This window comes from Streptomyces sp. NPDC013157 (assembly GCF_042899865.1).
Taxonomy (GTDB): Bacteria; Actinomycetota; Actinomycetes; order Streptomycetales; family Streptomycetaceae; genus Streptomyces.
The window spans coordinates 159,942-183,056 of sequence record NZ_JBIBAK010000004.1 but is presented as its reverse complement, the minus strand read 5'-3'; the positions used below and the strand labels follow the sequence as shown (position 1 = coordinate 183,056).

The following is a 23,115-nucleotide window of genomic DNA, read 5'->3' as shown; positions in this document are numbered from 1 at the left end:
CGTCTCCACCGGACGCGCAATCGAGGAGGGGCCTCGTGCATGAGCCCGCGTACCAGGCGGACGTCGTCGTCGTGGGGGCCGGTATCGCCGGACTCTCCGCGGCTCATCGGCTGAACAGCGCAGGAGTGACGACCGCGGTCCTGGAGGCCGCCCCTTACGTCGGCGGACGCATGTCGACCGAGAAGGTGGACGGCTTCCGGCTCGACCGGATCGGGCAGCTCCTGTCCACGTCCTATCCGGAGCTACGCCTCGCCCCGGGACTGGACGACCTGGTTCTGCGCCGGTACGCGCCCGGCGTGCTGCTGCATCGGGACGGGCGCAGGCATCGGGCCGGCGCTCCGGCGGGCGGCGGAAGCGCGAGGGGCGCACTGTACGCCGTGCGCGCCCTGGCAAGCGCCCCCAGGGGCGGCTCGCCGGTGGCGCCGCCGCGGTCGACCGCGCCGATGGGCGGCGCGGTCGACCAGGCCCGCCTGGGCGCCGCGCTGGGCCGCATCGCCACGACCCCGGTCGAACGCATCCTCGCCCGCCCGGAGCTCCCCGCCGCCCACGCCCTCGCGGAGCGCGGGGTACCCGCCCGCACGATCGACGGCTTCCTGCGCCCGCTGCTCGCGGCCCTCCTCTGCGACCCCGAGCTGACGACGTCCAGCCGCTGCGCGGACCTCGCCCTGCGCTCCTTCGCGAGCGGACGGCTCTGCGTTCCGGAGGGCGGCGCCGAGGTCCTCCCGGACCTCCTGGCCCGTGCCCTCCCGCCCGGCACGGTCCACACCGGCGTACGGGTCACCTCGGTCTCCACCACGTCGGTGACGACGGCCGACCACGGCGAGATCCGCTGCCGTGCGGTGCTGCTCGCCACGGACGCGAGGGCCGCCGCCGAGCTGCTCCCGGGCCTGCGCGTCCCGGACTTCCACCGGGTGACGGTGGTCCACCACACCACGGACGAAGCGGCGGCGCTCACGACCGGAACGTCCCTCCTCCTGGACGCCGACCGGGGCGGCCCCGTCTCCCACACCTCCGTCGTCAGCAACATCGACCCGAGCCGGGCCCCCCAGGGCCGCGCCCTGATCTCTTCCACCCTCCTCGGCACACCCCCCGCGGACATCGACACCGCGGTCCGCATGCACCTGGCCCGCCTCTACGGCACATCCACCCGCCGTTGGGAGACCCTCGCCGTCCACCACACCCCCGAGGCCATCCCCGCCATGCGCCCCCCGCACGACCTCCGCCGCCCCGTCCGCCTCCTGGCCGGCCTCTACGTCTGCGGCGACCACCGCGACACCAGCACCGTCCAGGGAGCCCTGCATTCAGCCCACCGGGCAACGGCAGCGATCCTCACAGACCTGGGCACCGCAGGCTCCATGACCCGAGCAGAGCCTGCGCAACGCCGGGCCGCATAGCGCCGGGGCTGCAAGAAGGGGGCGCCGCACAGCGCCCCCTTGGGGGCGCGGGGAACTGCGCGAGCAGCCACGACAGCGCGACACCCGGCCGCCGACCGGAACCGGCAACGGCGCGTGGCGACGGCCGGCTCGGCACCGCCGAACGGCGCCGTCGTGGCTGATCACCATTACGGCGGAAGGAAGGGGGCGCCGCACAGCGCCCCGTTGGGGGCGCGGGGAACTGCGCGAGCAGCCACGACGGCGCGACACCCGGCCGCCGACCGGAACCGGCAACGGCGCGTGGCGACGGCCGGCTCGGCACCGCCGAACGGCGCCGTCGTGGCTGATCGCCATTACGGCGGAAGGAAGGTGCAGCCGCAGCGGACCGTCAGGTCAGGGCGGCGACCTTCTCCCGGTACCCCTTCACCGGCGCCGCGTCCTTGTACGGCTCCAGTCGGCGTTCGAAGTCCCGTACGTACTCGGTCGCCCGTACCGAGCGCATCTCCGCCGCCGCACCCGCCGCCTCCACACCCAGCGCGCACGCCTGGTCGAGTTCACCGAGGCCCAGGCGGGCCGTGGCGAGGACCACCCGGCAGAAGAGGCGGCTGCGGGCGTAGGAGGGCGCACGGAGTTGGAGGGAGCGCTCGGCGTGCTGCGCGGACGCGCGGAACTGCTGGAGGTCGCGGTGGCAGTGGCCGAACTCGTCGGCGAGCTGGGCCTCGTCGAAGAAGCGCGCCCAGTAAGGGACTTCGTCGCCGGGACGGGCCGCCTCCAGGGCGCGCTCGGCACGGACGAGGGCGCCCGTGCAGGCGCGCACCTCGCCGAGGACCCCGTGGGCGCGCGCCTCGGCCGCGTGCAGCAGGGCCTGGACGACCGGCGGGGCGCTCGTGCCCACGCCCTGCTGGGCGACGCGCGCGAGCTGCACCGCTTCCCGGCCGTGGCCGAGGTAGACCGCCTGGCGGCTCATGGTGACGAGGACGTAGGAGCCGTAGGACCGGTCCCCCGCCGCCTGGGCGAGCCGCAGCGACTGGACGAAGTAGCGCTGGGCGAGGCCGTGCGCGGCGATGTCGTACGACGTCCAGCCCGCGAGCCGGGTCAGGTCGGCCGCCGCGCCGAACAGCCTGCGTCCGGTCTGCTCGCCGTACGTGCCACGCAGCATCGGCTCGCACTCGTGCTCCAGGTACCGGACGAGGGCCTGCCGGGCGTGACCGCCGCCGTACTGGTCGTCGAGGGAGCGGAACAGTTCGCCGACCGAGCGGAGCGCCGCGATGTCGCCGCCGGTCACCTTCTGGCCGGGCCCGCGCTCGGCCTGCCCGCGCGGCCGCACCGGTGCGAGCGGCAGCGGCTTGGGCGCGGCGGGCCGGGTCTGGGCCGGCACCCGCGCCGCGGCCGCCGGTGCCGCCGGCTCGCCACGGGCCACCTTGTCGTCGGCGCGGCCGATCAGCCAGTCCCGGCTGGGGACGACCAGCCCGGCCGGAGTGAAGGCGATCTTGCGGAGCTCGGCGTGGCTGCCGGAGTCCTTGCGCCACAGCCCGCTGACGATGTCGACGGCCTCCTCGGGGGTGGCCGCGAACTCCAGCCCGGCGTAGACCGGGGCGCAGGCGTCGAGGCCCAGGTCCTGGGCGGTGAGCCGGCGGCCGAGGCGCCGGGTGAAGACCTCGGCGATCAGGGCGGGGGTGGTCCCCCGGGGCTGCTGGCCGCGCAGCCACCGGGTGACCGATGTCTTGTCGTATCTGAGATCCAGCCCGTGTTCGAGTCCGAGTTGGTCGACGCGCCGGGCCAGACCCGCGTTGGAGAACCCTGCTTCTGCGATGAGCGCGGCGAGCTGGCGGTTGGGGGTGCGCTGCGCGGGTCGGTCCGTCATCTGGGGTGCGGTCTCCTGCCTTCTGGCTCAGCTCGGTCGCTTGTGCCCGGATTGCCGGTGAGCAGCCCTTTTGGTGCTCCTGGACGGCGCGAATGTAGCGGAGAGTGAGCAGTCGATCGCACATCTCGACGCTCATTCATCCGATCGTGTGAGGATTGGCCCCGGGGCTGACGCGCAACGGACGGACGTACAGTGGCTTGGGCGCGTTATGTGCCTGACACACCCATCGCCTGAGGGAGGCGCTTGCCGTGAGTGAGTTGCGGTTCGTCCGTATGGGGTTCGGCGCGGACGCCGTCGAGTACCAGGAGGCGTGGGACGAGCAGCGCCGGGTGCACGCGGCGCGGTTCGCCGACGAGGCGCCCGACACGGTCCTGCTGCTCGAACACCCACCCGTCTACACGGCGGGCCGCCGCACCGCGGACAACGAGCGGCCGCTCGACGGCACCCCCGTCATCGACGTGGACCGCGGCGGCAAGATCACCTGGCACGGCCCGGGCCAGCTGGTGGGCTACCCGATCCAGAAGCTTCCGCGCCCGGTGGACGTGGTCGCCCACGTCCGGCGTCTGGAGGAGGCGCTGATCCGCGTCTGCGCCGAGTTCGGCCTGGAGACCACCCGGGTCGAGGGGCGCAGCGGCGTGTGGGTGCTCGGCGACCCGGTCGAGCAGCGGCCGCAGGCCCTCGGCGGCCTCTCCCTGGACTTCGACCCGCGGCTGACGGACGAGGAGTTCGACCCCCGCCTCAACGGCCCGGAGTACGCTCCCTCCAACGCCGGCCAGCGCCGCGAGGACCGCAAGATCGCCGCCATCGGCATCCGCGTCGCCAAGGGCGTGACCATGCACGGTTTCGCGCTCAACGTGAACCCGGACAACAAGTGGTTCGACAAGATCATCCCGTGCGGCATCCGGGACGCCGGCGTCGCCTCCCTCGCGGGCGAGCTCGGCCGGGACGTGACGATCCAGGAGGTGCTGCCGGTGGTGGAGCGGCACTTGAAGGACGTCCTGGAGAACGCGGAACTCAAGCCGAGGGTGATCGAGAAAACACCAGTGACCGTCAGCCCGTCCGGCGTTTGAGGACGAGGCCGTTCAGGCCGAAGCGGGGGTCTGGGGGCGGCAGCCCCCAGGGGCCAGCACCCACACCGGGCATTCAAATCAACGGGCGTACCCTGAAGGTCGCCGAAGAATCAATCGCTAGGGAGCCGGTCGTGTCCGCAGTCTCACCCGACGGACGCAAGATGCTGCGCCTGGAGGTCCGCAACAGCCAGACCCCCATCGAGCGCAAGCCCGAGTGGATCAAGACCCGGGCGAAAATGGGCCCCGAGTACACGAAGATGCAGAACCTCGTGAAGAGCGAGGGCCTGCACACGGTCTGCCAGGAAGCCGGCTGCCCGAACATCTACGAGTGCTGGGAGGACCGCGAGGCGACCTTCCTCATCGGCGGCGACCAGTGCACCCGGCGCTGCGACTTCTGCCAGATCGACACCGGCAAGCCCGAGGCACTCGACCGCGACGAGCCGCGCCGCGTCGGCGAGTCCGTGGTCACCATGGACCTGAACTACGCGACCATCACCGGCGTCGCCCGCGACGACCTGGAGGACGGCGGCGCCTGGCTGTACGCGGAGACGGTCCGCCAGATCCACGCGCAGACGGCGGAGCGCGAGGCCGGCCGCACCAAGGTCGAGCTCCTCGCCCCCGACTTCAACGCGGTCCCCGAGCAGCTCGCCGAGGTCTTCTCGGCCCGCCCCGAGGTCTTCGCGCACAACGTCGAGACCGTGCCCCGGATCTTCAAGCGGATCCGCCCCGGCTTCCGCTACGACCGCTCGCTCAAGGTCATCACGGCCGCCCGCGACTTCGGCCTGGTCACCAAGTCCAACCTCATCCTCGGCATGGGCGAGACCCGCGAGGAGGTCAGCGACGCCCTGCGCCAGCTGCACGAGGCCGGCTGCGAGCTGGTCACCATCACGCAGTACCTGCGCCCGAGCGTGCGGCACCACCCCGTCGAGCGCTGGGTCAAGCCGCAGGAGTTCGTGGAGCTGAAGGAGGAGGCCGAGCAGATCGGCTTCTCCGGTGTCATGTCCGGCCCGCTGGTGCGCTCCTCGTACCGTGCCGGCCGCCTGTACCAGATGGCCGTCGAGAAGCGGGGCGCGTTCGTCGCCGCGCAGGCGGTGTGACGGCGGTCCGGACCGGCCCCGCCGCCGAGCGTGTGAATTCACGCACAAACTATTACTGACCAGTAGTGACCGAATGGACGCGGTCCTGACAGTCCTCGCTGATGAGGACGCCGTCAGGGCCGCGTCGGCGTTCCGGGCCCGCGTATCAAGGTTTCATTGGCGTTTGACCGGTCGGTCACGCCCTGGTAACACCGAACAGTGACCCTGGTATCACAGCACGTACACCCACCTCGAGGGGGGACCTCCACCATGCAGGCCGCGCCCGTTCGCGCCACCGCGATCCCGTCCTTCACCGACGCGCTGCGCGCCGTCGAGTCGCTGCTCATGAGCGGCGGCCAGCGCACCGCACGCCAGAACGCCTGGACCTCCGTGCTGGAAGACCGCCGTCGCGCCAAGGACCGGGTCGAGGCCCAGCGCTTCCTCGAGCAGGCCACCGGCCGCTCCTGACGCCCCTTCCGCGGCCCTTGTCGGGACACTGCCGTCGTCGGCACTCCCGGGGCCACGTAGACTTCGGGGCATGGCGAGGAAGGAACCCGCAGCGGACGCTGCGAATGCGGGACGACTGAAGCAGATCGTCCTGACGTACAAGATGACCCGCAAGGCCGACAAGATGATCGGTCTTGTACTTGCGGGTGTCGGTCTCGGCACCCTTGCCGTCTTCCTCGTGATCGGCTTCCTGATCGGCCACCCGGTCTATCTGGGCATCCTGGGCCTGCTGCTCGCGCTCCTCGCGACGGCGATCGTCTTCGGCCGGCGGGCCGAGCGGGCGGCCTTCGGCCAGATGGAGGGCCAGCCGGGCGCCGCGGCCGCCGTCCTGGACAACATCGGGCGGGGCTGGACGACGACGCCGGCGGTGGCGATGAACCGCAGCCAGGACGTGGTGCACCGGGCGGTCGGCAAGGCCGGCATCGTCCTGGTCGCCGAGGGCAACCCGAACCGGGTGAAGACCCTGCTGGCCGCCGAGAAGAAGAAGATGGCCCGGATCGTGGCCGATGTGCCGGTGCACGACGTGATCGTGGGCACGGGCGAGGGCCAGGTCGAGCTGAAGAAGCTGCGGACCACGATGCTGAAGTTTCCTCGCGTGCTGACGGGGCCCCAGGTGACGACCACCAACGACCGGCTGCGGGCGATGGGGGACCTGATGTCCAACATGCCGTTGCCGAAGGGGCCGATGCCCAAGGGGATGCGGATGCCGAAGGGTGGGCCTCGGGGGCGGTAAACGGCGGTAGGCACGCCTACGAGCTCGGGCGCGGTGGTTGCGTGTGCGACTGCCGCGCCTTCGTGGTTTCTCGCGCCCACGCGGCGGAGCCGCATATCGACGCGGCCCCGCGCCCCTGCGGGCGCTCGAAGCGGGTCCCCGGTGACACGCCGCCGAACGGAGCATCCCGGCGTTTATCGGGTCATCTGCTCCTAATCTGCCAGATGTGACAAAACGCCATATCACATACCTCGCGTGCAGCGCCGCCCTGTGCGGCTCCCTCCTCGGCGCCGCTCCGGCGACCTCCTCGCACGGCGTTCTGACCGTGCACCCGGGTGAATCCATCCAGAAGGCGGTCGACGCCGCCGAGCCCGGTGACACGGTCCTGGTGCTGGCCGGCACCTACCACGAGAGCGTCAAGGTGACCACGCCCGGCCTCACCCTGCGTGGTGTGGGCCCGGACACCGTGCTCGAGCCGGTCAAGAAGGCGAAGAAGTCCAAGAAGGCCATGAGCGGCACGAAGAAGACCGCCGTGAAGTCCTGCGCCGAGATGGGCAACGGCATCTGCGTGGTCGGCGCCAAGAAGCAGCCCGTCGAGGACGTGACCATCGCCCACATGACCGTGACCGGGTTCTCCCGGACCGGCGTCATGGCCGTGGGCGCGGCCGACCTGCGCGTGCACGGCGTGGCCGCCGTGAAGAACGGGCAGTGGGGCCTCGCCGAGGAGCGCTCGGTCCACAGCATGTACCAGAACAACATCGCCCGGAACAACGGCGACGCGGGCATCTTCCTCGCCAACTCCGTCACCACGGAGAAGGGCGCCGTCGACACGTTCGGCACGGTCGTCGAGCACAACCTCCTGGAGAACAACCGCATCGGCGTCACCGTCCGCCGGCTGCGCAACCTCACGGTCTCGGACAACTCGGTCACCGGGAACTGCGCGGGCGTGTTCGTCGTCGGCGACGAGAACAAGCCGAAGGCCGGTCACCTGACCGTCGCCGACAACCAGGTCGTGAAGAACAACAAGTACTGCAAGAAGACCGCCCGGCTGTCCTTCCTGCAGGGCTCCGGCATCGTGCTGACCGGCGCCGAGAACACCGTGGTGACCGGGAACACGGTCACCGGGAACTCCGGCAAGTCGCCGCTGTCGGGCGGTGTCGTGGTCTTCAAGAGCTTCGTGGGTGTCACCAGCGACAAGAACCAGATCACCCGCAACAAGCTGTCGGGCAACTCCCCCGCCGACCTGGTCAACCAGGAGGCCGCCAAGCACGGCAACGCCTTCAAGGACAACGCCTGCAAGAAGTCCAAGCCCGCGGGTCTGTGCTGACCTGACGGCCGTACGACACCCCACCAGGAAGGAAGGCGGCACATGACCGCACCAGCACGCGACCTCACGACGCCGGCCAAGGGGCTGGAGGAGGACGCTCCGCCGCCGTCGATGCGGCTGCGCGAGCTCGTGTTCGGGGCGGCCTGTGCCGCCGCCGTCCGCGCCGCCGCCAGGCTGCGCGTCGCCGACGCGCTCGGGGACGCCCCCATGACCGTGGAGTCCCTGGCGTCGGCCGTGAAGACCGACCCGAAGCCGCTGCGCCGGCTGCTGCGCGCCCTGTCCTGCTACGGCGTCTTCGCCGAGCGGCCGGACGGGACGTTCGCCCACACCGAGACCTCCCGGCTGCTGCGCGAGGACGACCCGCACAGCCTGCGCTACATCGCCATGTGGTGCACCGAGCCGTGGACCTGGGACGCCTGGCCCAAGCTCGACGAGGCCGTGCGCACCGGCCGCAACGTCGTCGAGGACCTCTACGGCAAGGAGTTCTTCGTCTACCTGAACGAGGACGCGCCGGAGTCGGCGGACGTCTTCAACCGGGCGATGACCACCTCCAGCGAGCAGTCGGCCCGGGAGGTCGCGGCCCTGCTCGACCTGTCCGGCAGCCGCTCGGTCGCGGACCTCGGCGGCGGGCAGGGGCACGTGGTGGCCAGCCTGCTGGACAAGTACCCGGCGATGAAGGGCTACCTGCTGGATCTGCCCAAGGTGGTGGAGAATGCCCTGCCCCGGCTGCGCGAGGGCGGCGACCTCGCGGACCGGGCGCGGGTGGTGCCCGGTGACATCCGGGAGGCCGTACCGGTCGACGCGGACGTCTACATCATCAAGAACATCCTGGAGTGGGACGACGAGTCCACCTCGCGGCTGCTCGCCAACGTGGTCGCGGCGGGCGGGCCCGGGGCCCGGGTCGTGGTGATCGAGAACCTGGTCGACGACACCCCGTCGATGCGGTTCAGCACCGCGATGGACCTGCTCCTGCTCCTGAACGTCGGCGGGGCCAAGCACACCACCGACAGCATGGTGCGGCGGCTGGGCGACGCGGGCCTGAGCGTCAACGACATCCGGCCGGTCAACCCGTACCTGCACGCCTTCGACTGCACGGTGCCCGCCTGACAAGGGCGGCCCGGCACGCGCCGGTGCCGGGCCCGCGTCGTGCGCGGGTCCGGCACCGTTGGCGTACGGCGGTACGCGGGGTCACGCGCCGCCGTCGCGCTCCCAGAGGTAGAAGCGCTGGGCCATCGCGTCCTTCGGGGAACGCCAGGTCTCCGGGTCGTACGCGCTGACGTACGCCGTGAGACGGTCGCTGATGTCCCTGAACTCGGGGTGCGAGGTGACCTTGGCGATGGCCGGTCCCGGCTCGCGCTCGGACTCGACGAGGTGCATGTACACATCGCCGAACTGGAAGAGGCTGCGCCGGACCACCCCGACGAGGTGCGGCAGCTCTCCCCGGTCGGACTCCGCGAACACCTTCGCGATGTCGGGCGCGGAGCCCGGTGCCATACGGGCGACGATCAGGGCCTGGTGCACGTGTCTCTCCGTTCCTGTCTTCCGGACGGCCGGCTCAGTCGGCGAGGGCCGGGTCGGGGCGCCGGCCGGTGGCGGCCTTCTCGATCTTGTCCCGGATCAGGGCCATCTGGACCTTGGAGTTCTTGTTGATGTTGTCGGTCATCCACTCGTCGTCGACGGGGGCCTCCGGCTTCATCGCGAAGTCCTGGGTCCAGACCATCCGGGTGCCGGCGGGCACCTCCTCGTACTGCCAGAGGATGTCCATGTGCGCGAACGGGCCGGTCTCGACCCGCCGGGCCTTGACGCGGAGGTTGCGGCGGTCCGCCTCGCGCTCGGAGACCCAGCTCCACACCTTGCCGTTCTCGTCGGGGTGCATGGTCAGCCGGAAGGTGACCTTCTTCCCGTCGTCCTCGAGGATCTCGGCGCTGGCGTACTCGCTGAACAGCTGGGGCCAGTTGGCCACGTCGTTGGTCATGTCCCAGACCAGGTCGACGGGCGCGGCGATGGTGATCTCGTTCTGGGTGTGTCCGGTCATGTCAGGCTCCCGCGGGCATGGCGCTGTTGACGAGGTCGAGGAACTGGCGGGGCGTCTTGCACCGCTCGGCGTCCACCGGCATGGGCACGCCGTGCCGGTTCTCCAGCTCGCCGACGATGCCGAGCAGGCCGAGCGAGTCGACGCCGAGGACGTCGAATCCGCTGTCGGCCCGGTCCTGGAGGTCGGCCGGGGCGACGGTGACGCCGGCGGCCTTCTTCATGAGTTCGGACAGTTCGTCCACGGTGATGCTCATAGCAACTCCTTCTGCTATCGCTGCTGGGCAGCTGGTGTGTTCGACTCACCCGGCCGCGCCGTGGCGCAGCACGAGCGCCGAGTTCGACCCCATGAGGCCCCGGCTGAGCACCAGTGCCGTGCGTGGCTGCGCGGCACGGGCGCTGCCGGTCACGAGGTCGAGGTCGTGGCAGATGTCGAAGACGCCGGGGGTGGGCGGGATCAGCCCGTGTTCCATCGCCAGCACCGCGGCCGCGGTGTCGAGGACGGGGGCGGCGCAGTAGCCCCGGCCGATCCCGGTCTTGGGCGCGGTGACCGGCACCCGCCTGCCGTGCGCGCCGAGGACGTCGGTGATGGCCAGCGCCTCCGCCCGGTCGGCCTCGGGCACGCCGAGGGCGTCGGCGAAGACCACGTCGATCTCCTCGGGGGCGCAGCCGGCCTCGGCCAGCGCCCCGCGGATCGCCTGGGCGAGCCCGGCCCGGGACTCGGCCCAGCGGGAGGCGCCGGTGAAGGTCGACGCATGGCCGTCGAGGGTGGCCCGGACCGGCAGTCCGCGGCGGCGGGCCGAGCCGGTGTCCTCCACGACGAGCATGGCGCCGCCCTCGGCCGGCACGAACCCGCAGGCCTGGTCGGTGAACGGGCGGTAGGCGCGGGCCGGGTCGGCCTCCCGGCTGAGCTCCTCGTAGCCGAGCTGGCAGACCACCGAGTACGGAGCTATCGGCGCCTCGGTGGAGCCGGCCACGATGACGTCCGTACCGCGGCGGACCGCGCGGGCCGCGTGGGCGAGGGCGTCCAGGCCGCCGGCCTCGTCGGCGGCGACCACCGAGCAGGGCCCCTTGAAGCCGCGCCGGATGGAGATCTGGCCGGTGCTGGCCGCGTAGAACCAGGCGATGGACTGGTAGGGGCCGACGAACCGGCTGCCCTTGCCCCACAGCTGCTGGAGCTCGCGCTGGCCGAACTCGCCGCCGCCGGAGCCGGCCGCGGTGACCACGCCGATGTCGAACGGCGAGCCGTCGGTGTCGGCGCGGCCGAGCCGGGCGTCTTCCAGTGCCAGGTCGGCCGCGGCCATCGCGAAGTGCGTGAAGCGGTCGGTCTGGACGATGAGGCGTTCCTCTACGGCGGCCGCCGGGTCGAAGTCGCGGACTTCTCCGGCCACCTTCATGGGCAGGTGCTCGCAGCCGTCGCGGGTCACCTTGTCGAGGACGTTGCGTCCCTCCTGGACGGACTTCCAGAAGGTCTCGGTGCTGGTTCCGTTGGGTGCGACGACACCGATGCCGGTGACGGCCGCCCGCCGAGAAGGGGGTTCGCTCATGGTGTCCGTCCTCTCTGCCGGGTCAGGATCACCGCGGACTGGAAGCCGCCGAACCCGCTGCCCACGGACAGGACGCCGCCGAGGCGCCGTTCGCGGGCGACGCGCGGCACGTAGTCGAGGTCGCACTCGGGGTCGGGGGTCTCGTAGTTCGCGGTGGGCGGGACGACCTGGTGGGCCAGGGCGAGCACACAGGCGACGACCTCGATCGCGCCGATGGCGCCGAGCGAGTGGCCCACCATGGACTTGATGGAGCTCATGGGCGTGCTGTAGGCGTGCTGTCCGAGCGCCTTCTTCACGGCGGCGGTCTCGTGGCGGTCGTTCTGCCGGGTGCCGGAGCCGTGCGCGTTGACGTAGTCGATGGCGGTGGGGTCGAGGCGGGCGTGGTCCAGGGCGGTCTCGATGGCGCGGGCCATCTCCAGGCCCTCGCTGGTGAGACCGGTCATGTGGTAGGCGTTGCCGAAGGTGGCGTAGCCGTCGAGCTGGCAGTAGATGTGTGCGCCGCGGGCCTTGGCGTGCTCCAGTTCCTCCAGGACGAGCACCGCGCCGCCCTCGCCCATGACGAACCCGTCACGGCGGTTGTCGAACGGGCGGGAGGCGTGCTCGGGGTCGTCGTTGTTCGGGGAGGTGGCCTTGATCGCGTCGAAGCAGGCCATGGTGATGGGTGAGATCGGGGAGTCCGAGGCACCGGCGATGCAGATGTCGGCGCGGCCCTCCTGGACGGTGTGGAAGGCGTAGCCCACGGCGTCCAGGCCCGAGGTGCAGCCGGTGGACACGGTCTGGACCGGACCCTGGGCGCCGAAACGTTCCGCCACCGCGGAGGCGAGCGTGCTCGGGGAGAACGCCCGGTGCAGCTGGGGCTGCGCCTGCCGGTGGTCCACGTCCCAGCGCTGACCCGCGCCGCTCACCAGGACGTAGTCGTGCTCGAGACGGGTGGTGCCACCCACGGCCGTACCCAGGGAGACCCCGATCCGCCAGGGATCCTCCCGGCCGAGGTCGAGGCCGGAGTCCCGGACCGCCTCGTCGCCGGCGACCAGGGCGAACTGTATGTACCGGTCCGCCCGCTCGATCTCCTCGGCGTCCAGGCCGTGCGCGGCCGGGTCGAAGTCGCACTCGGCGGCGATCCGCGACCTGAGGCCCGAGGGGTCGAAGAAGGTGATGCCGCGCGTCGCGGTCCGGCCCGAGGCGAGCAGATCCCAGAACGCCGGTACGCCCACACCCCCCGGAGCGACGATGCCTATGCCCGTAACCGCCACGCGCCGGGTCACGACCGGACCTGCCCCACGGTGACGGCTTCCGTCTCCTCCGTGTCGACGTGGCCCAGAGCCGGGCGCGGGGCCAGCGGGCCGAGGTGGAAGACGATCCGGGCCTCGACGTTCCCCACGTTGCGGAAGCGGTGCTTCATGTTCATGGGGATCATCAGCCCCTGTTCGGGCCGCAGCTGGTGCGGTTCGCCGTCCAGGTCGACCTCCATGTCGCCGCAGACGACGTACACGAACTCCTCGGAGTACGGGTGGTAGTGCTCGGCGATGCGGTCGCCCGGCTGCACGATGGCCACACCCATGAAACCGCTGGTGGAACCCACCGTGGCCGGGGTGAGCATGGCGCGCAGATCGCCGCCGCGCCGGGTGTTGGGCTCGACCTCGCTGAGGTCCACGATCTTCGGAATGGGCTGCATGTCTGCGTTCCTCCGTGGGGGGTGATGCAACGGTGAAGGGTCAGGCGTCAGGCGTCCGGGGAGCGGCGGTCGGTGAGGAGCTGCATCCGCACCGCGTCGCCGTCCAGCAGGGCGGTCAGCGCGTGGGCCGGGGTGACGTCCACCGGCGTACCGGGCCGCTGCTCGACCAGGCGGACGACGACGTCGTCGCGCTGGAAGACCGTGCTGTGCAGCACCGGGCTCGCCGGGTCCTCGGACGAGGCCTCGTCCTGCTGCGCCAGCAGTTCCGCGAGCCGCATCCCGCAGCCCGGACGGGCCGGGTAGTACAGCGCGTGCCGCTCGCCCTCGGCCAGCTCCTCGGCGCTGACGTGGTGGACGGCCGGCAGCGCCGCCCGAGTGAAGAACACCCGTGCGGACTCCTGGTCGTTGAGGTCGCGCTCCTGCTCCAGGTAGGGGTTGATGGCCTCCTCGACGGCCCGCACCTCGGGCTGCCGGGCGACGTGGCGCAGGGCGGCCATCAGGTCACCGCGCACCTCGATGGCCCGCACCACCCGGTTGCCGTGCATGAACAGGGAGGTGCGGCACAGCCGGGTGGAGTCGTCGACCTTCGCCTGGGGCGAGGCGTAGTCCGCGAGGATCTTCGCGACCTCGGCCTCACTGCCCGGCCGGACCGTGAAGGTGAGCGCGTGGCGGATCACGCCGTCGCCCATCCGTGGCCGGGCCTGCAGGACACGGACGGCGTCCGCCGACGGGCCGCCGGTCTCCCGTACGACGTGGAAGCGGAGCGAGCGGGTGTCGCGGACGCAGTTGTGCAGTGGCTTCACCATCTCCACGTGCTCCTCGCTGTTCACCCAGGCGAGGAACGGCGGGGCGCTCTCCCACTCGCTGGTGATCAGCCACTGGGAGGGGTTCTCGATCGACTGGCAGAGCTGGTCGCTGACGTGGCCTGGCACCTGGGCGACCTGGTTGCACAGCTGCTCGTAGGCCTCCAGGAACTGCTGCTGTGCGCCGTCGTAGACGTCCACCAGCAGGACGACCCGGAGCCGGGAGCCGTCGAAGACGGACTGGGAGACCCGTGTCGAGACCGGGCGGGTCGTTCGGGTCGGCTTTGCCGAAACCTTTTCCGAGATCGTCGTCATGCTTCGCACATCTCCTTCGCTGGGCAGCGGCCTGCGCCTTCGCCGATGACGCGGCGTCAGCGCTTCTTGATCCTGTGCCGGTCCTCCGATGCGCGCGACTCGCGTGAACCAGGTGGGTGATTGAGCACGCCGAACCCCTCCCGATGGGGCCCGGACGGGGCATGGACGTTCCAACGCACCTGACGCACCAACACCCGCCTCTGGAGTGCCCGATGCACCAGAAAACCGATCACCAGGTCCCCGTCCTCGTGGTGGGCGGCTCCCTCGTGGGCCTGTCCATGTCCCTCTTCCTGGGCCGGCTGGGCGTACGCCACATGCTCGTCGAGAGACACTCCGGGACCTCGATCCACCCACGCGGCCGGGGCAACAACGTGCGGACGATGGAGCTGTTCCGGAGAGCGGGCATCGAGCCGGACATCAAGGCCGCGGCCTCCCTCCTCGCCGACAACCACGGCATCCTGCAGGCCCCGACGCTGGTCGGCGACGCCGGCGACTGGCTGTTCAAGGAGATCGACCCGGGCGGTGGACTCGCGAGGTTCAGCCCTACGGGTTGGTGCCTGTGCAGCCAGAACGACCTCGAACCGGTGCTCCGCCGGGCGGCCGAGTCGCTCACCGGCGAGCTGCGCTACTTCCACGAGCTGGAGTCCTTCGAACAGGACCCCGAAGGAGTGACGGCGTACGTCCGCGACCGTGACTCCGACCGGATGTACACCGTCCGCGCGGACTACCTGGTCGCGGCCGACGGACCGCGCTCCCCGGTCCGCGGCCGGCTCGGCATCGGCCAGACGGGTCCCGGCGACCTGTTCGCGAACGTCAGCATCACCTTCCGCTCCAAGCTGCTGCAGAACACGGTCGGGGACCGCCGCTTCATCTGCTGCTACCTCACCGACCCGGAGGCCGACGGCGCCCTCCTCCCCGTCGACAACAAGGAGCGCTGGGTCTTCCACGCGCCCTGGCACCCCGAACGCGGCGAGACCCTCGACGAGTTCACGGAGGAGCGGCTCACCCGGCACATCCGGCGGGCCGTCGGCGTCCCCGACCTCGACGTCGAGGTCACCGGCCGCGCGTCCTGGCGGGCGGCCGAACGGGTGGCCGAACGGTATGCGTCCGGGCGGGTCTTCCTGGCCGGCGACTCCGCGCACGAGATGTCCCCGACGGGGGCCTTCGGCTCCAACACCGGCATCCAGGACGCCCACAACCTCGCCTGGAAGCTGGCAGCGGTCCTCGACGGCTGGGCCGGCCCCGGGCTCCTCGACTCCTACGACGCCGAGCGCCGCCCGGTCGCCCTCGCCACCAGCGCCCGCGCCTCCGCCCGCTCCGTCGAGCACAGCCACCCCGGCTTCGCGCCGGCTCCCGGCGTCGGCGCCGACCGGCGCGGCGGCATCCTCAACATCGTCCTCGGCTACCGGTACCCGAAGGGCGCGGTGCTCGGCGCCGACCCGGACCAGCCGCTGGTGCCCAATGGGATGAACCTCACCGGCCAGCCGGGCAGCCGGGCCCCGCACCTGTGGCTGCGCCGGGAGGGGGAACGGGTGTCCACGCTCGACCTGTACGAGCGGTCACTGGTGCTGCTGAGCGACGCTGCCTCGGCAGGGGGCGCGGCCTGGCACGCCGCCGCCCGGCGGATCGCGGACACGGAGCGGCTGCGGCTGGACACGTACCGCATCGGCCCGGCGGGCGATCTTGTGTACGACTCGGAGGACGGCGACTGGGCGGCGGCGCACGGTACGACGGCGGACGGGGCGGTACTGGTCCGTCCGGACGGGTTCGTGGCGTGGCGCTCGGAAGCCGCCGTGCCCGATCCGGAGGGAGAGCTGCGGGAGGTGCTGGCGCGGGTGCTGCGCAGGAGGTGAGCCGGGGTGGGGGCCGAGGTGGGGGTGGGGTCGCTTACCGGCGCCGGCAGGGGCCTGCGCGACCAGCCCCCACCGGCCCGCGGCCGGGCCGCTGCCTCAGATCCGTACCTCTACGGTCTTCGCCAGCCGGTCGTGCAGGCCCCTGCCGTCGCGGTCCCAGACCAGTGCCGGGATCGCGAGGCACAGCAGCACCGTGCGGGCCAGTGCGCGCAGCGGCTGCACCCGGCCCGTCCCGACGCCGACCACCCGCAGCCGGAACAGCCGCTTACCCGGGGTGAAGCCGATCGTGCCCACCGTGAGGACCCCGAGGACGAAGAAGATGAGCAGCGCCCAGTTGCTGGTCGCCGGGGTGTAGCCGTGCGTGATCAGGCCGTATGCGATCAAGACGCACAGCGCCCAGTCCACGACCAGCGCGCCGAGCCGCCGCCCGGGGCGGGCGATGGAGCCCGGCCCCTCCTCCGGCAGACCGAGCTGCTCGCCCCGGTACCCGAACTCGGCGCCCGCGTCCTCCATGGCCGCGCGGGGCCCGGAGAGCCACGATCCGATTGCTTGCCTGTTGTCCACCCGTCCACGGTACTGGGCCCGGCCAGGGCCCTGGGTCGGCGGGGTGCCACGGGCTACCGTGGAACCGAGGTCGGTTAACTTCAGCGAAACAAATGAGTCACGCCCGAGAAATCACCCGTCCCTAGGGTCGAGGACAGCGTGTGCCACCGCACTGGCCGCACGAACGAACTACCACCCCGGCACGGGAACGGCCGGGAGTAGGAGGAGCTGGATGTTCCAGAACGCCGACGAGGCCAAGAAGTTCATCGCGGACGAGGACGTCAAGTTCATCGACGTCCGTTTCTGCGACCTGCCGGGCGTCATGCAGCACTTCACGCTGCCCGTCGAGGCGTTCGACCCGGACGAGGAGCTCGCGTTCGACGGTTCGTCGATCCGCGGTTTCCAGGCGATCCACGAGTCCGACATGGCGCTGCGCGCGGACCTGTCGACCGCCCGGGTGGACTCGTTCCGCCGGGACAAGACGCTCAACATCAACTTCTTCATCCACGACCCGATCACGGGCGAGCAGTACTCCCGTGACCCGCGCAACGTGGCGAAGAAGGCGGAGGCGTACCTGGCGTCGACCGGTATCGCCGACACCGCGTACTTCGGCCCCGAGGCCGAGTTCTACGTCTTCGACAGCGTCCGTTTCGCCACCTCGGCGAACGAGAGCTTCTACCACATCGACTCCGAGGCGGGTGCCTGGAACACGGGCGCGCTCGAGGACAACCGCGGTTACAAGGTCCGCTACAAGGGCGGCTACTTCCCGGTCCCGCCGGTCGACCACTTCGCCGACCTGCGCGCCGAGATCTCCCTGGAGCTGGCCAAGTCCGGCCTCCAGGTCGAGCGCCAGCACCACGAGGTGGGCACCGCCGGCCAGGCCGAGATCAACTACAAGTTCAACACGCTGCTCGCCGCCGCCGACGACCTCCAGCTCTTCAAGTACATCGTGAAGAACGTGGCCTGGCGCAACGGCAAGACCGCGACCTTCATGCCGAAGCCGATCTTCGGCGACAACGGCTCGGGCATGCACGTGCACCAGTCGCTGTGGGCGGGCGGCTCCCCGCTGTTCTACGACGAGGCCGGCTACGCGGGTCTGTCGGACACCGCCCGCTACTACATCGGCGGCATCCTGAAGCACGCTCCGTCGCTGCTCGCCTTCACCAACCCGACGGTGAACTCGTACCACCGCCTGGTCCCGGGCTTCGAGGCCCCGATCAACCTGGTGTACTCGCAGCGCAACCGCTCGGCCGCGATGCGTATCCCGATCACGGGTTCGAACCCGAAGGCCAAGCGCGTCGAGTTCCGTGCGCCCGACTCCTCCGGCAACCCGTACCTGGCCTTCTCGGCCCTGCTCCTCGCAGGTCTGGACGGCATCAAGAACAAGATCGAGCCGGCCGAGCCGATCGACAAGGACCTCTACGAGCTGGCTCCCGAGGAGCACGCGAACGTCGCCCAGGTCCCGACCTCCCTCCCGGCCGTCCTCGACTCCCTGGAGCGCGACCACGAGTTCCTGCTCGCCGGTGACGTCTTCACGCCCGACCTGATCGAGACGTGGATCGACTTCAAGCGCACCAACGAGATCGCCCCGCTGCAGCTGCGCCCGCACCCGCACGAGTTCGAGCTCTACTTCGACGTGTGACAGACGCCGCTTCGGCCGCTCGGCGCCCCCGTTCCTGTTTCTCAGGGCGGGGGCGCCGTCGTATCGTGCGTCGGTACGCATGTTCGATACGGGGGAATCAGGGTGTCTCAACAGGACGAGGAAGACCGGGAGTTCGACCTCGGATGGGCCGCCGAGGCGGAACACAAGGAGCCGTCCGCCCGGGCGCGCATGCTGGCCGCCCGCTGGCGCGAGAACCCGCCGGGCCCGGTGCCGTTCCGGCCGGATCCGGGACCGGTGGCACCGCGACGGTCGTCGTGGGTGTCGACGGCGGTGGTCGTGGGGTGCGTGGCGGCGGTGATCCTGCTGCTGGGGTACATGCAGACGCGTGCGCCGTACTAGGAATCCGGCCCGTCGGCCCGTCCTCGGCCTCGGGTAATCGGCGCGACCGGCGCCCACCTGTCCGCCTACCATCGCCCGGACGGCACGCGGAAAACGGGGTACGGGCATGCGCGGGGAGTTCGAGGACGGCGAAGCGGCGGCGCTGCGGGTTGCCGAGGGGGCCGCGCCCTGCGACGTGATCGAGGGCAGCGGTCCGGGTGGGTGGCTCGCCCTGGACGCCGGTGCGCGGTCCTGGCTGCTGCGTGACGCGCTGCCCGGCCGTGCCGAGTTCGACGGCGAGGCCCGCAACGCGCTCACCGAGCCGCGGGCCGCGCTGGCCCTCTGTCATCGGGACGGCCGGATCAGGGAGGCGGCGCTGGAGACGGCGGAGCGGTTTCCCGCGCTGCTGCCGCTGGTCGTCATCCGCTGTGCGGACTGGGTCGCACCGGTACGGGAGCGGGCCCGGCAGCTGCTGCGCGAGAGCCTCGACGTGGACGCCGCCGTCGCGCTCGCGCCCCTGATCCTGCTCCTCGGCCGGCGCGGGCGCGGCGCCTTCGGCGTCGAGGTGCTCGGCGACGTCCTGCGGGGAGCGTCCCGCGAGCAGCTCGGGCGGTTGCGCGCCGACGGCGACCGTACCGTCCGGCGCTTCGCCCACCGCCTGGCCGTGGCGGAAGGGATGCTGTCCGCCGCCGAGCTGGCACAGGCCGCCGCCCGGGACTCCGACCCCGCCGTCCAGACCCTCTGCGCCGAGGCCGCGGTGGCCCTCGTACCGGAGGGCGCAGCCGCCGCCGACGTACTCGGACCGCTGCTGGCCGCACGCGGGCCACGAGTCCGCTCGATCGGGGTGACGGCGCTGCGGCGGGCCGGACGACCGGAGCGGGCGGCGGACTTCCTCGCCGACCGGTCCGGCGTCGTACGCGCCTGCGCGCGGTACGTGGTGCGGCAGTACGGCACCGATCCGCTGCCCTGGTACCGGCGCCGGGCCGCCGACACCGGCGACCCCGCGTTGCCGCCCGGCGCGGTCATGGGGCTGGCCGAGTGCGGAGAGCGGGCGGACGCCGGGCTGCTGGCGCCGCTGCTCGCCCACCCCTCCCCCGGCGTGCGGGCGGGGGCGCTGGCCGGGTTGCGGATCCTCGACATCACGGACGTTCCACGGTTCCGGGAGCTGCTCGACGACCCGGCTCCGGGCGTCGTCCGGGCGGCGACCGTGAACCTGCTGCCGTCCGCCGGGTCGCTGGACGCCGGGTGGCTCACGGATCGGCTGGCGCCCGGCCGGGCGCGGCATGCGCGGGTCGCCGCGTTCCGGCTGCTGGACGCGCGGGGCGGACTCGTGCGGCTGCGGGCCGCGGTCGCGCTGCTCGACGACCCGGACGTGAAACTGCGGGGCTGGGCCGAGCGGTCCGTCCAGCAGTGGCACCCGACGCCGGACGTACCGCTCGGGTCCGAGGAGGTGGCGGCGCTGCTGGACCGGGGACGGCATCTGTTCAGCGAGTGGGTGCTGACCAGGCGCAAGCGGGAGGCCGGCGTACCGGGCTGAGCCTTTGCCGCTACTAGGGCCGTTCGGAACCTCCCCATGGGACGGCGCAGGTGCACACTGGACAGCGGGACGAGTGCCTGACTGCGGGGTGGTGCAAGATGCAGAGCCGCTTCCGGAGCGACCGGCGGCTGACCGTGCGGATGGCGGTCACGCTGTTTCTGCTCGGGTTGTTGTACGTCGGTTTCGTTGCCGCGCTGATCGTGTTGCTGAAGTCGTGGCTGCTCGTCGTCGTGCTGGTGGGCGCGATGTTCGTGGCGCAGTTCTGGTTCTCCGACCGGATCGCGATGTTCGCCATGCGCGGGCGGGTCGTGGAGCGGGAGGAGTATCCCGAGCTGCATGCCGTGGTGGACCGGCTGTGCGCCATCGCGGACATGCCGAAGCCGGTCGTCGCCGTCTCCGATATGGACATGCCGAACGCGTTCGCGACCGGGCGCAATCCCGACCACGCCGTGGTGTGTGTGACGACGGGGCTGCTGCGGCGGCTGGAGCCCGCCGAGCTGGAGGGCGTGCTCGCGCACGAGCTGTCGCACGTGGCGCACAAGGACGTCGCCGTGATCACCGTCGCGTCCTTCCTGGGCGTGATCGCGGGACTCATCGTGCGGTTCGCGTTCTACTCGCAGCTCCTCGGCGGGGGCCGGCGGGACCAGAACACCGCCGCCGTGTTCGCCGCGATCATCGGGGTCTCCGCGGCCGTGTACGCGATCAGCTTCCTGCTGATCAGGGCCCTGTCCCGGTACCGGGAGCTGGCCGCCGACCGCGCGGCCGCGCACCTCACCGGCCGGCCCTCCGCGCTGGCGTCCGCGCTCACCAAGGTCTCCGGCGACATCGCCCGGATCCCGACCAAGGACCTGCGCACGGCCCAGGCCTTCAACGCGTTCTACTTCACCCCGGCGACCGGCAAGGAGCCCGGCATCGAGCGCTTCTTCTCCACCCACCCGCCCCTGGAGCAGCGGCTTGAGCAGCTGGGGCGGATCTCGGCGGAGCTGGGTGAGGCGGCGACGCCCGGAAAGGCCGGGTGAGCATGGGGTTCCTGGACATCCTGTTGGGCCGTACGAAGCCGGTCGCGCCCGATCTCGACCAGTTGTTCGCGTTGCCGTCGGCGGCGGTGACGCTGGAGGCGGCGGCCGGGTTCAGGCCCACCGGCGGGGGCGCGGTGTGCTTCGCCACCGTGGAGGGCGCGGCCTTCGAGCAGACCCACCGGGAGGTCCAGGCGCTCCTCGACGCGGACTCGGACCGCGGCGGGGTTCCGGTGGAGCTGCACCAGGACGGCTACGGGTACTCCTGGCTGGTCTCGCAACGCCCCCCGGACCAGCTTCCGCAACTGGTCAACGACCTGCACGCGGTGAACAGCTCGATGGAGGTCAACGGCTTCGGCCCGCAGCTGCTCTGTTCCCTGGCCGCCTTCGAGGACGAGCGCGGGCGCAGGCTCGCGCTCGTCTATCTCTACAAGCGGGGCACTTTCTATCCCTTCGCGCCGCTGCCCGGTTCCGGTCAGCGGCGGGACAGCGCGCTGGAGTTGCAGGTGAAGGCGGCGCTCGCGGGCGACCTGCGGATCGAGCAGGACCTCAGCCGCTGGTTCCCGGTCTGGGGTGCCCCCGGCCTCTGACCGGCCAGGGGCATCTGCGGCCTACTTCCCCTTCTCCTTCTGCTGGCGCCGGAACTCCAGGGGGCGCTCGCGGCGGTAGCGGCGCTCCCACTTGGCCTGCTGGTCGCGGCGGTCGCGGTACGTCTTGTAGTCGCCGGCCGTGCCCCCTCCCCCGCCGGACGGACCGCCCGACGAGGAGGCCGACGACGAGCCCCGCCCGTACTGCACGTACAGGAAGAGCAGGGCGACGGCGGCGAGCCACCAGTTGTGGTTGCCGAATCCGAGGATGACCAGGACGACGGTTCCGGATAGGACGATGGTGCCCATGACGGGCCTCCGTGGCGTGGTTGTGTGAGCGGTCGACGGATCCGACGGCGCGCGGGGGACGGGCGGCCGTCCGTCGGTGCGCGGCAGTGTAGTCCCGGGTCCCCAAGGCTCGGCCGGACCTTCGGAAAGCGGTGGTGGACCACTCCGCAACGCCTCTCCAGAGTAAGCAGCCGGTCACTCGGCGTGCATCCCGTTTTCGTGCGTGCACCCGCGGACGCACCCGTGGGTGAATGTGCGGCATGGACCAACTCACCGGCTTCACCCACGAGTACGACGGCGAACGGCTCAGCGGGGTCCGCGCCCCGGCCGCGCGCGGCACGGACGGCACGGGCGGACCGGTCGCCGTCCTCCTGCACGGCGCGGGCAACGGCAGCGAGCGGCGACTGCGCCCGCTGCTCGCGGAGTTCGCCGCCCACGGCTGCCCCGCCCTGGCCTTCGACTTCTCGGGCCACGGCGAAAGCACGGGCACGCTGAAGGAGTTGAGCCTGCGCCGCCGCTTCGAGCAGGCGACGGCGGTGATCGACGCCCAGGCGGGGTCGGAACGCCCGCTGATCCTGGTGGGCTTCAGCATGAGCGGCCAGACGGTCGCGGATCTCGTACGGCACTACGGCGACCGGGCCCGGGCGATCGGCCTCTGCTCCCCCGCGGTCTACACCCCGCAGGCCTGGGACGTCCCGTTCGGCGACGGCACCGGCCGCTTCACCGAGCTCATCCGCACCCCGGACGCCTGGCGCACCTCACCCGCTCTGGAGGTGCTGCGCTCCTACGCGGGCCGGGCCGTACTCGCCGTGCCGGGCACGGACGCGGTGATCCCGCCGCAGGTCACGGCCGCCCTCCAGGACGCCCTGCGCACCCGGTCCCGGTACACCCGCTTCGAACTCCCGGACGCGGAGCACCGGCTGGGCCTCTGGTTCCGTGACCACCCCGTCGACCGGCGGGAGTTCGTGGCACTGCTGCTGAAGCACCACGGCTGACCGCTGGGGGCCGGC

At 71.7% G+C, this 23,115-nt stretch carries 24 protein-coding genes; 14 read left to right on the top strand and 10 right to left on the bottom strand.

The genetic code is table 11. The features are described from left to right. Positions 1-35 precede the first annotated feature (35 nt). Positions 36-1,394: an NAD(P)/FAD-dependent oxidoreductase gene (locus tag ACFY6U_RS14145; RefSeq protein WP_390037943.1), complete on the top strand. Its 1,359-nt coding sequence runs from the start codon at positions 36-38 to the stop codon at positions 1,392-1,394. Between the two features lie 367 nt (positions 1,395-1,761). Here the strand turns inward: ACFY6U_RS14145 and ACFY6U_RS14140 are convergent, their stop codons facing one another. Next, complete coding sequence (locus tag ACFY6U_RS14140) at positions 1,762-3,237, bottom strand: regulator (RefSeq protein ID WP_390037941.1); 1,476 nt, start codon at positions 3,235-3,237, stop codon at positions 1,762-1,764. Positions 3,238-3,485: 248 nt separating this feature from the next. Between ACFY6U_RS14140 and lipB the strand changes: the two genes are divergently transcribed. The 6 genes from lipB (at position 3,486) to ACFY6U_RS14110 (ending at position 9,036) form a co-directional block, all read left to right on the top strand. Beyond that, positions 3,486-4,307 carry a lipoyl(octanoyl) transferase LipB gene (gene lipB / locus ACFY6U_RS14135; protein WP_390037939.1) on the top strand — a complete coding sequence of 274 codons (822 nt, stop codon included), beginning with the start codon at positions 3,486-3,488 and terminating at the stop codon, positions 4,305-4,307. A gap of 131 nt (positions 4,308-4,438) precedes the next feature. Further along, on the top strand, positions 4,439-5,404 hold the full coding sequence (gene lipA, locus ACFY6U_RS14130) for a lipoyl synthase (RefSeq protein ID WP_351499227.1): 966 nt from the start codon (positions 4,439-4,441) through the stop codon (positions 5,402-5,404). 249 nt (positions 5,405-5,653) lie between these two features. Beyond that, positions 5,654-5,851, top strand: coding sequence for a hypothetical protein (locus ACFY6U_RS14125; protein ID WP_390037937.1), 198 nt, complete (start codon positions 5,654-5,656; stop codon positions 5,849-5,851). A 70-nt stretch (positions 5,852-5,921) separates the two neighbouring features. Continuing rightward, positions 5,922-6,623, top strand: coding sequence for a DUF4191 domain-containing protein (locus ACFY6U_RS14120; RefSeq protein WP_390037935.1), 702 nt, complete (start codon positions 5,922-5,924; stop codon positions 6,621-6,623). A gap of 205 nt (positions 6,624-6,828) precedes the next feature. Beyond that, on the top strand, positions 6,829-7,929 hold the full coding sequence (locus tag ACFY6U_RS14115) for a nitrous oxide reductase family maturation protein NosD (protein WP_390037933.1): 1,101 nt from the start codon (positions 6,829-6,831) through the stop codon (positions 7,927-7,929). Positions 7,930-7,971: 42 nt separating this feature from the next. Further along, positions 7,972-9,036: a methyltransferase gene (locus tag ACFY6U_RS14110; RefSeq protein WP_390037931.1), complete on the top strand. Its 1,065-nt coding sequence runs from the start codon at positions 7,972-7,974 to the stop codon at positions 9,034-9,036. A gap of 81 nt (positions 9,037-9,117) precedes the next feature. Here ACFY6U_RS14110 and ACFY6U_RS14105 read toward each other — a convergent pair whose 3' ends face one another. The 7 genes from ACFY6U_RS14105 to ACFY6U_RS14075 are packed head-to-tail and all read right to left on the bottom strand — an operon-like array spanning position 9,118 to position 14,300. After that, positions 9,118-9,450: a TcmI family type II polyketide cyclase gene (locus tag ACFY6U_RS14105; RefSeq protein ID WP_351715784.1), complete on the bottom strand. Its 333-nt coding sequence runs from the start codon at positions 9,448-9,450 to the stop codon at positions 9,118-9,120. Between the two features lie 34 nt (positions 9,451-9,484). Next, entirely contained in the window at positions 9,485-9,964 is a 480-nt protein-coding gene (locus ACFY6U_RS14100) for an SRPBCC family protein (protein ID WP_351499217.1), read from the bottom strand. 1 nt (position 9,965) lies between these two features. Beyond that, positions 9,966-10,217, bottom strand: coding sequence for an acyl carrier protein (locus ACFY6U_RS14095; protein ID WP_351325347.1), 252 nt, complete (start codon positions 10,215-10,217; stop codon positions 9,966-9,968). Between the two features lie 45 nt (positions 10,218-10,262). Next, positions 10,263-11,507: a ketosynthase chain-length factor gene (locus tag ACFY6U_RS14090; RefSeq protein WP_390037929.1), complete on the bottom strand. Its 1,245-nt coding sequence runs from the start codon at positions 11,505-11,507 to the stop codon at positions 10,263-10,265. After that, on the bottom strand, positions 11,504-12,772 hold the full coding sequence (locus ACFY6U_RS14085) for a beta-ketoacyl-[acyl-carrier-protein] synthase family protein (protein WP_390037927.1): 1,269 nt from the start codon (positions 12,770-12,772) through the stop codon (positions 11,504-11,506). The genes ACFY6U_RS14090 and ACFY6U_RS14085 overlap by 4 nt, the downstream gene beginning before the upstream one ends. Continuing rightward, positions 12,769-13,182, bottom strand: coding sequence for a cupin domain-containing protein (locus ACFY6U_RS14080; protein WP_390037925.1), 414 nt, complete (start codon positions 13,180-13,182; stop codon positions 12,769-12,771). Before ACFY6U_RS14080 ends, ACFY6U_RS14085 begins: the two co-directional genes overlap by 4 nt. Before the next feature lie 47 nt (positions 13,183-13,229). Beyond that, a complete protein-coding gene (locus tag ACFY6U_RS14075) occupies positions 13,230-14,300 on the bottom strand; it encodes a SchA/CurD-like domain-containing protein (RefSeq protein WP_390037923.1) in 1,071 nt (356 codons plus the stop codon). Positions 14,301-14,512: 212 nt separating this feature from the next. On the opposite strand from ACFY6U_RS14075, the gene ACFY6U_RS14070 reads away from it, so the two are divergent. Then, positions 14,513-16,153, top strand: coding sequence for an FAD-dependent oxidoreductase (locus ACFY6U_RS14070; protein ID WP_390037921.1), 1,641 nt, complete (start codon positions 14,513-14,515; stop codon positions 16,151-16,153). A gap of 96 nt (positions 16,154-16,249) precedes the next feature. Here ACFY6U_RS14070 and ACFY6U_RS14065 read toward each other — a convergent pair whose 3' ends face one another. After that, positions 16,250-16,717, bottom strand: a complete 468-nt coding sequence (locus ACFY6U_RS14065) for an RDD family protein (RefSeq protein ID WP_390037919.1) — start codon at positions 16,715-16,717, stop codon at positions 16,250-16,252. A 211-nt stretch (positions 16,718-16,928) separates the two neighbouring features. Here ACFY6U_RS14065 and glnA point away from each other — a divergent pair, with 211 nt between their 5' ends. The 5 genes from glnA to ACFY6U_RS14040 all read left to right on the top strand — a co-directional run bounded on the left by glnA (position 16,929) and on the right by ACFY6U_RS14040 (position 21,820). Then, a complete protein-coding gene (glnA, locus tag ACFY6U_RS14060; protein ID WP_123977765.1) occupies positions 16,929-18,338 on the top strand; it encodes a type I glutamate--ammonia ligase in 1,410 nt (469 codons plus the stop codon). A 102-nt stretch (positions 18,339-18,440) separates the two neighbouring features. Further along, on the top strand, positions 18,441-18,698 hold the full coding sequence (locus ACFY6U_RS14055; RefSeq protein WP_390037916.1) for a hypothetical protein: 258 nt from the start codon (positions 18,441-18,443) through the stop codon (positions 18,696-18,698). A gap of 106 nt (positions 18,699-18,804) precedes the next feature. Continuing rightward, complete coding sequence (locus ACFY6U_RS14050) at positions 18,805-20,214, top strand: hypothetical protein (protein WP_390037914.1); 1,410 nt, start codon at positions 18,805-18,807, stop codon at positions 20,212-20,214. Between the two features lie 98 nt (positions 20,215-20,312). Further along, complete coding sequence (gene htpX, locus ACFY6U_RS14045; protein ID WP_390037912.1) at positions 20,313-21,233, top strand: zinc metalloprotease HtpX; 921 nt, start codon at positions 20,313-20,315, stop codon at positions 21,231-21,233. 2 nt (positions 21,234-21,235) lie between these two features. Beyond that, on the top strand, positions 21,236-21,820 hold the full coding sequence (locus ACFY6U_RS14040) for a hypothetical protein (RefSeq protein WP_390038639.1): 585 nt from the start codon (positions 21,236-21,238) through the stop codon (positions 21,818-21,820). 21 nt (positions 21,821-21,841) lie between these two features. Here ACFY6U_RS14040 and ACFY6U_RS14035 read toward each other — a convergent pair whose 3' ends face one another. Beyond that, entirely contained in the window at positions 21,842-22,126 is a 285-nt protein-coding gene (locus tag ACFY6U_RS14035; RefSeq protein WP_390037910.1) for a hypothetical protein, read from the bottom strand. A 239-nt stretch (positions 22,127-22,365) separates the two neighbouring features. Between ACFY6U_RS14035 and ACFY6U_RS14030 the strand changes: the two genes are divergently transcribed. Continuing rightward, complete coding sequence (locus tag ACFY6U_RS14030; RefSeq protein WP_390037908.1) at positions 22,366-23,100, top strand: alpha/beta hydrolase; 735 nt, start codon at positions 22,366-22,368, stop codon at positions 23,098-23,100. The last annotated feature ends 15 nt before the right edge of the window (positions 23,101-23,115 follow it).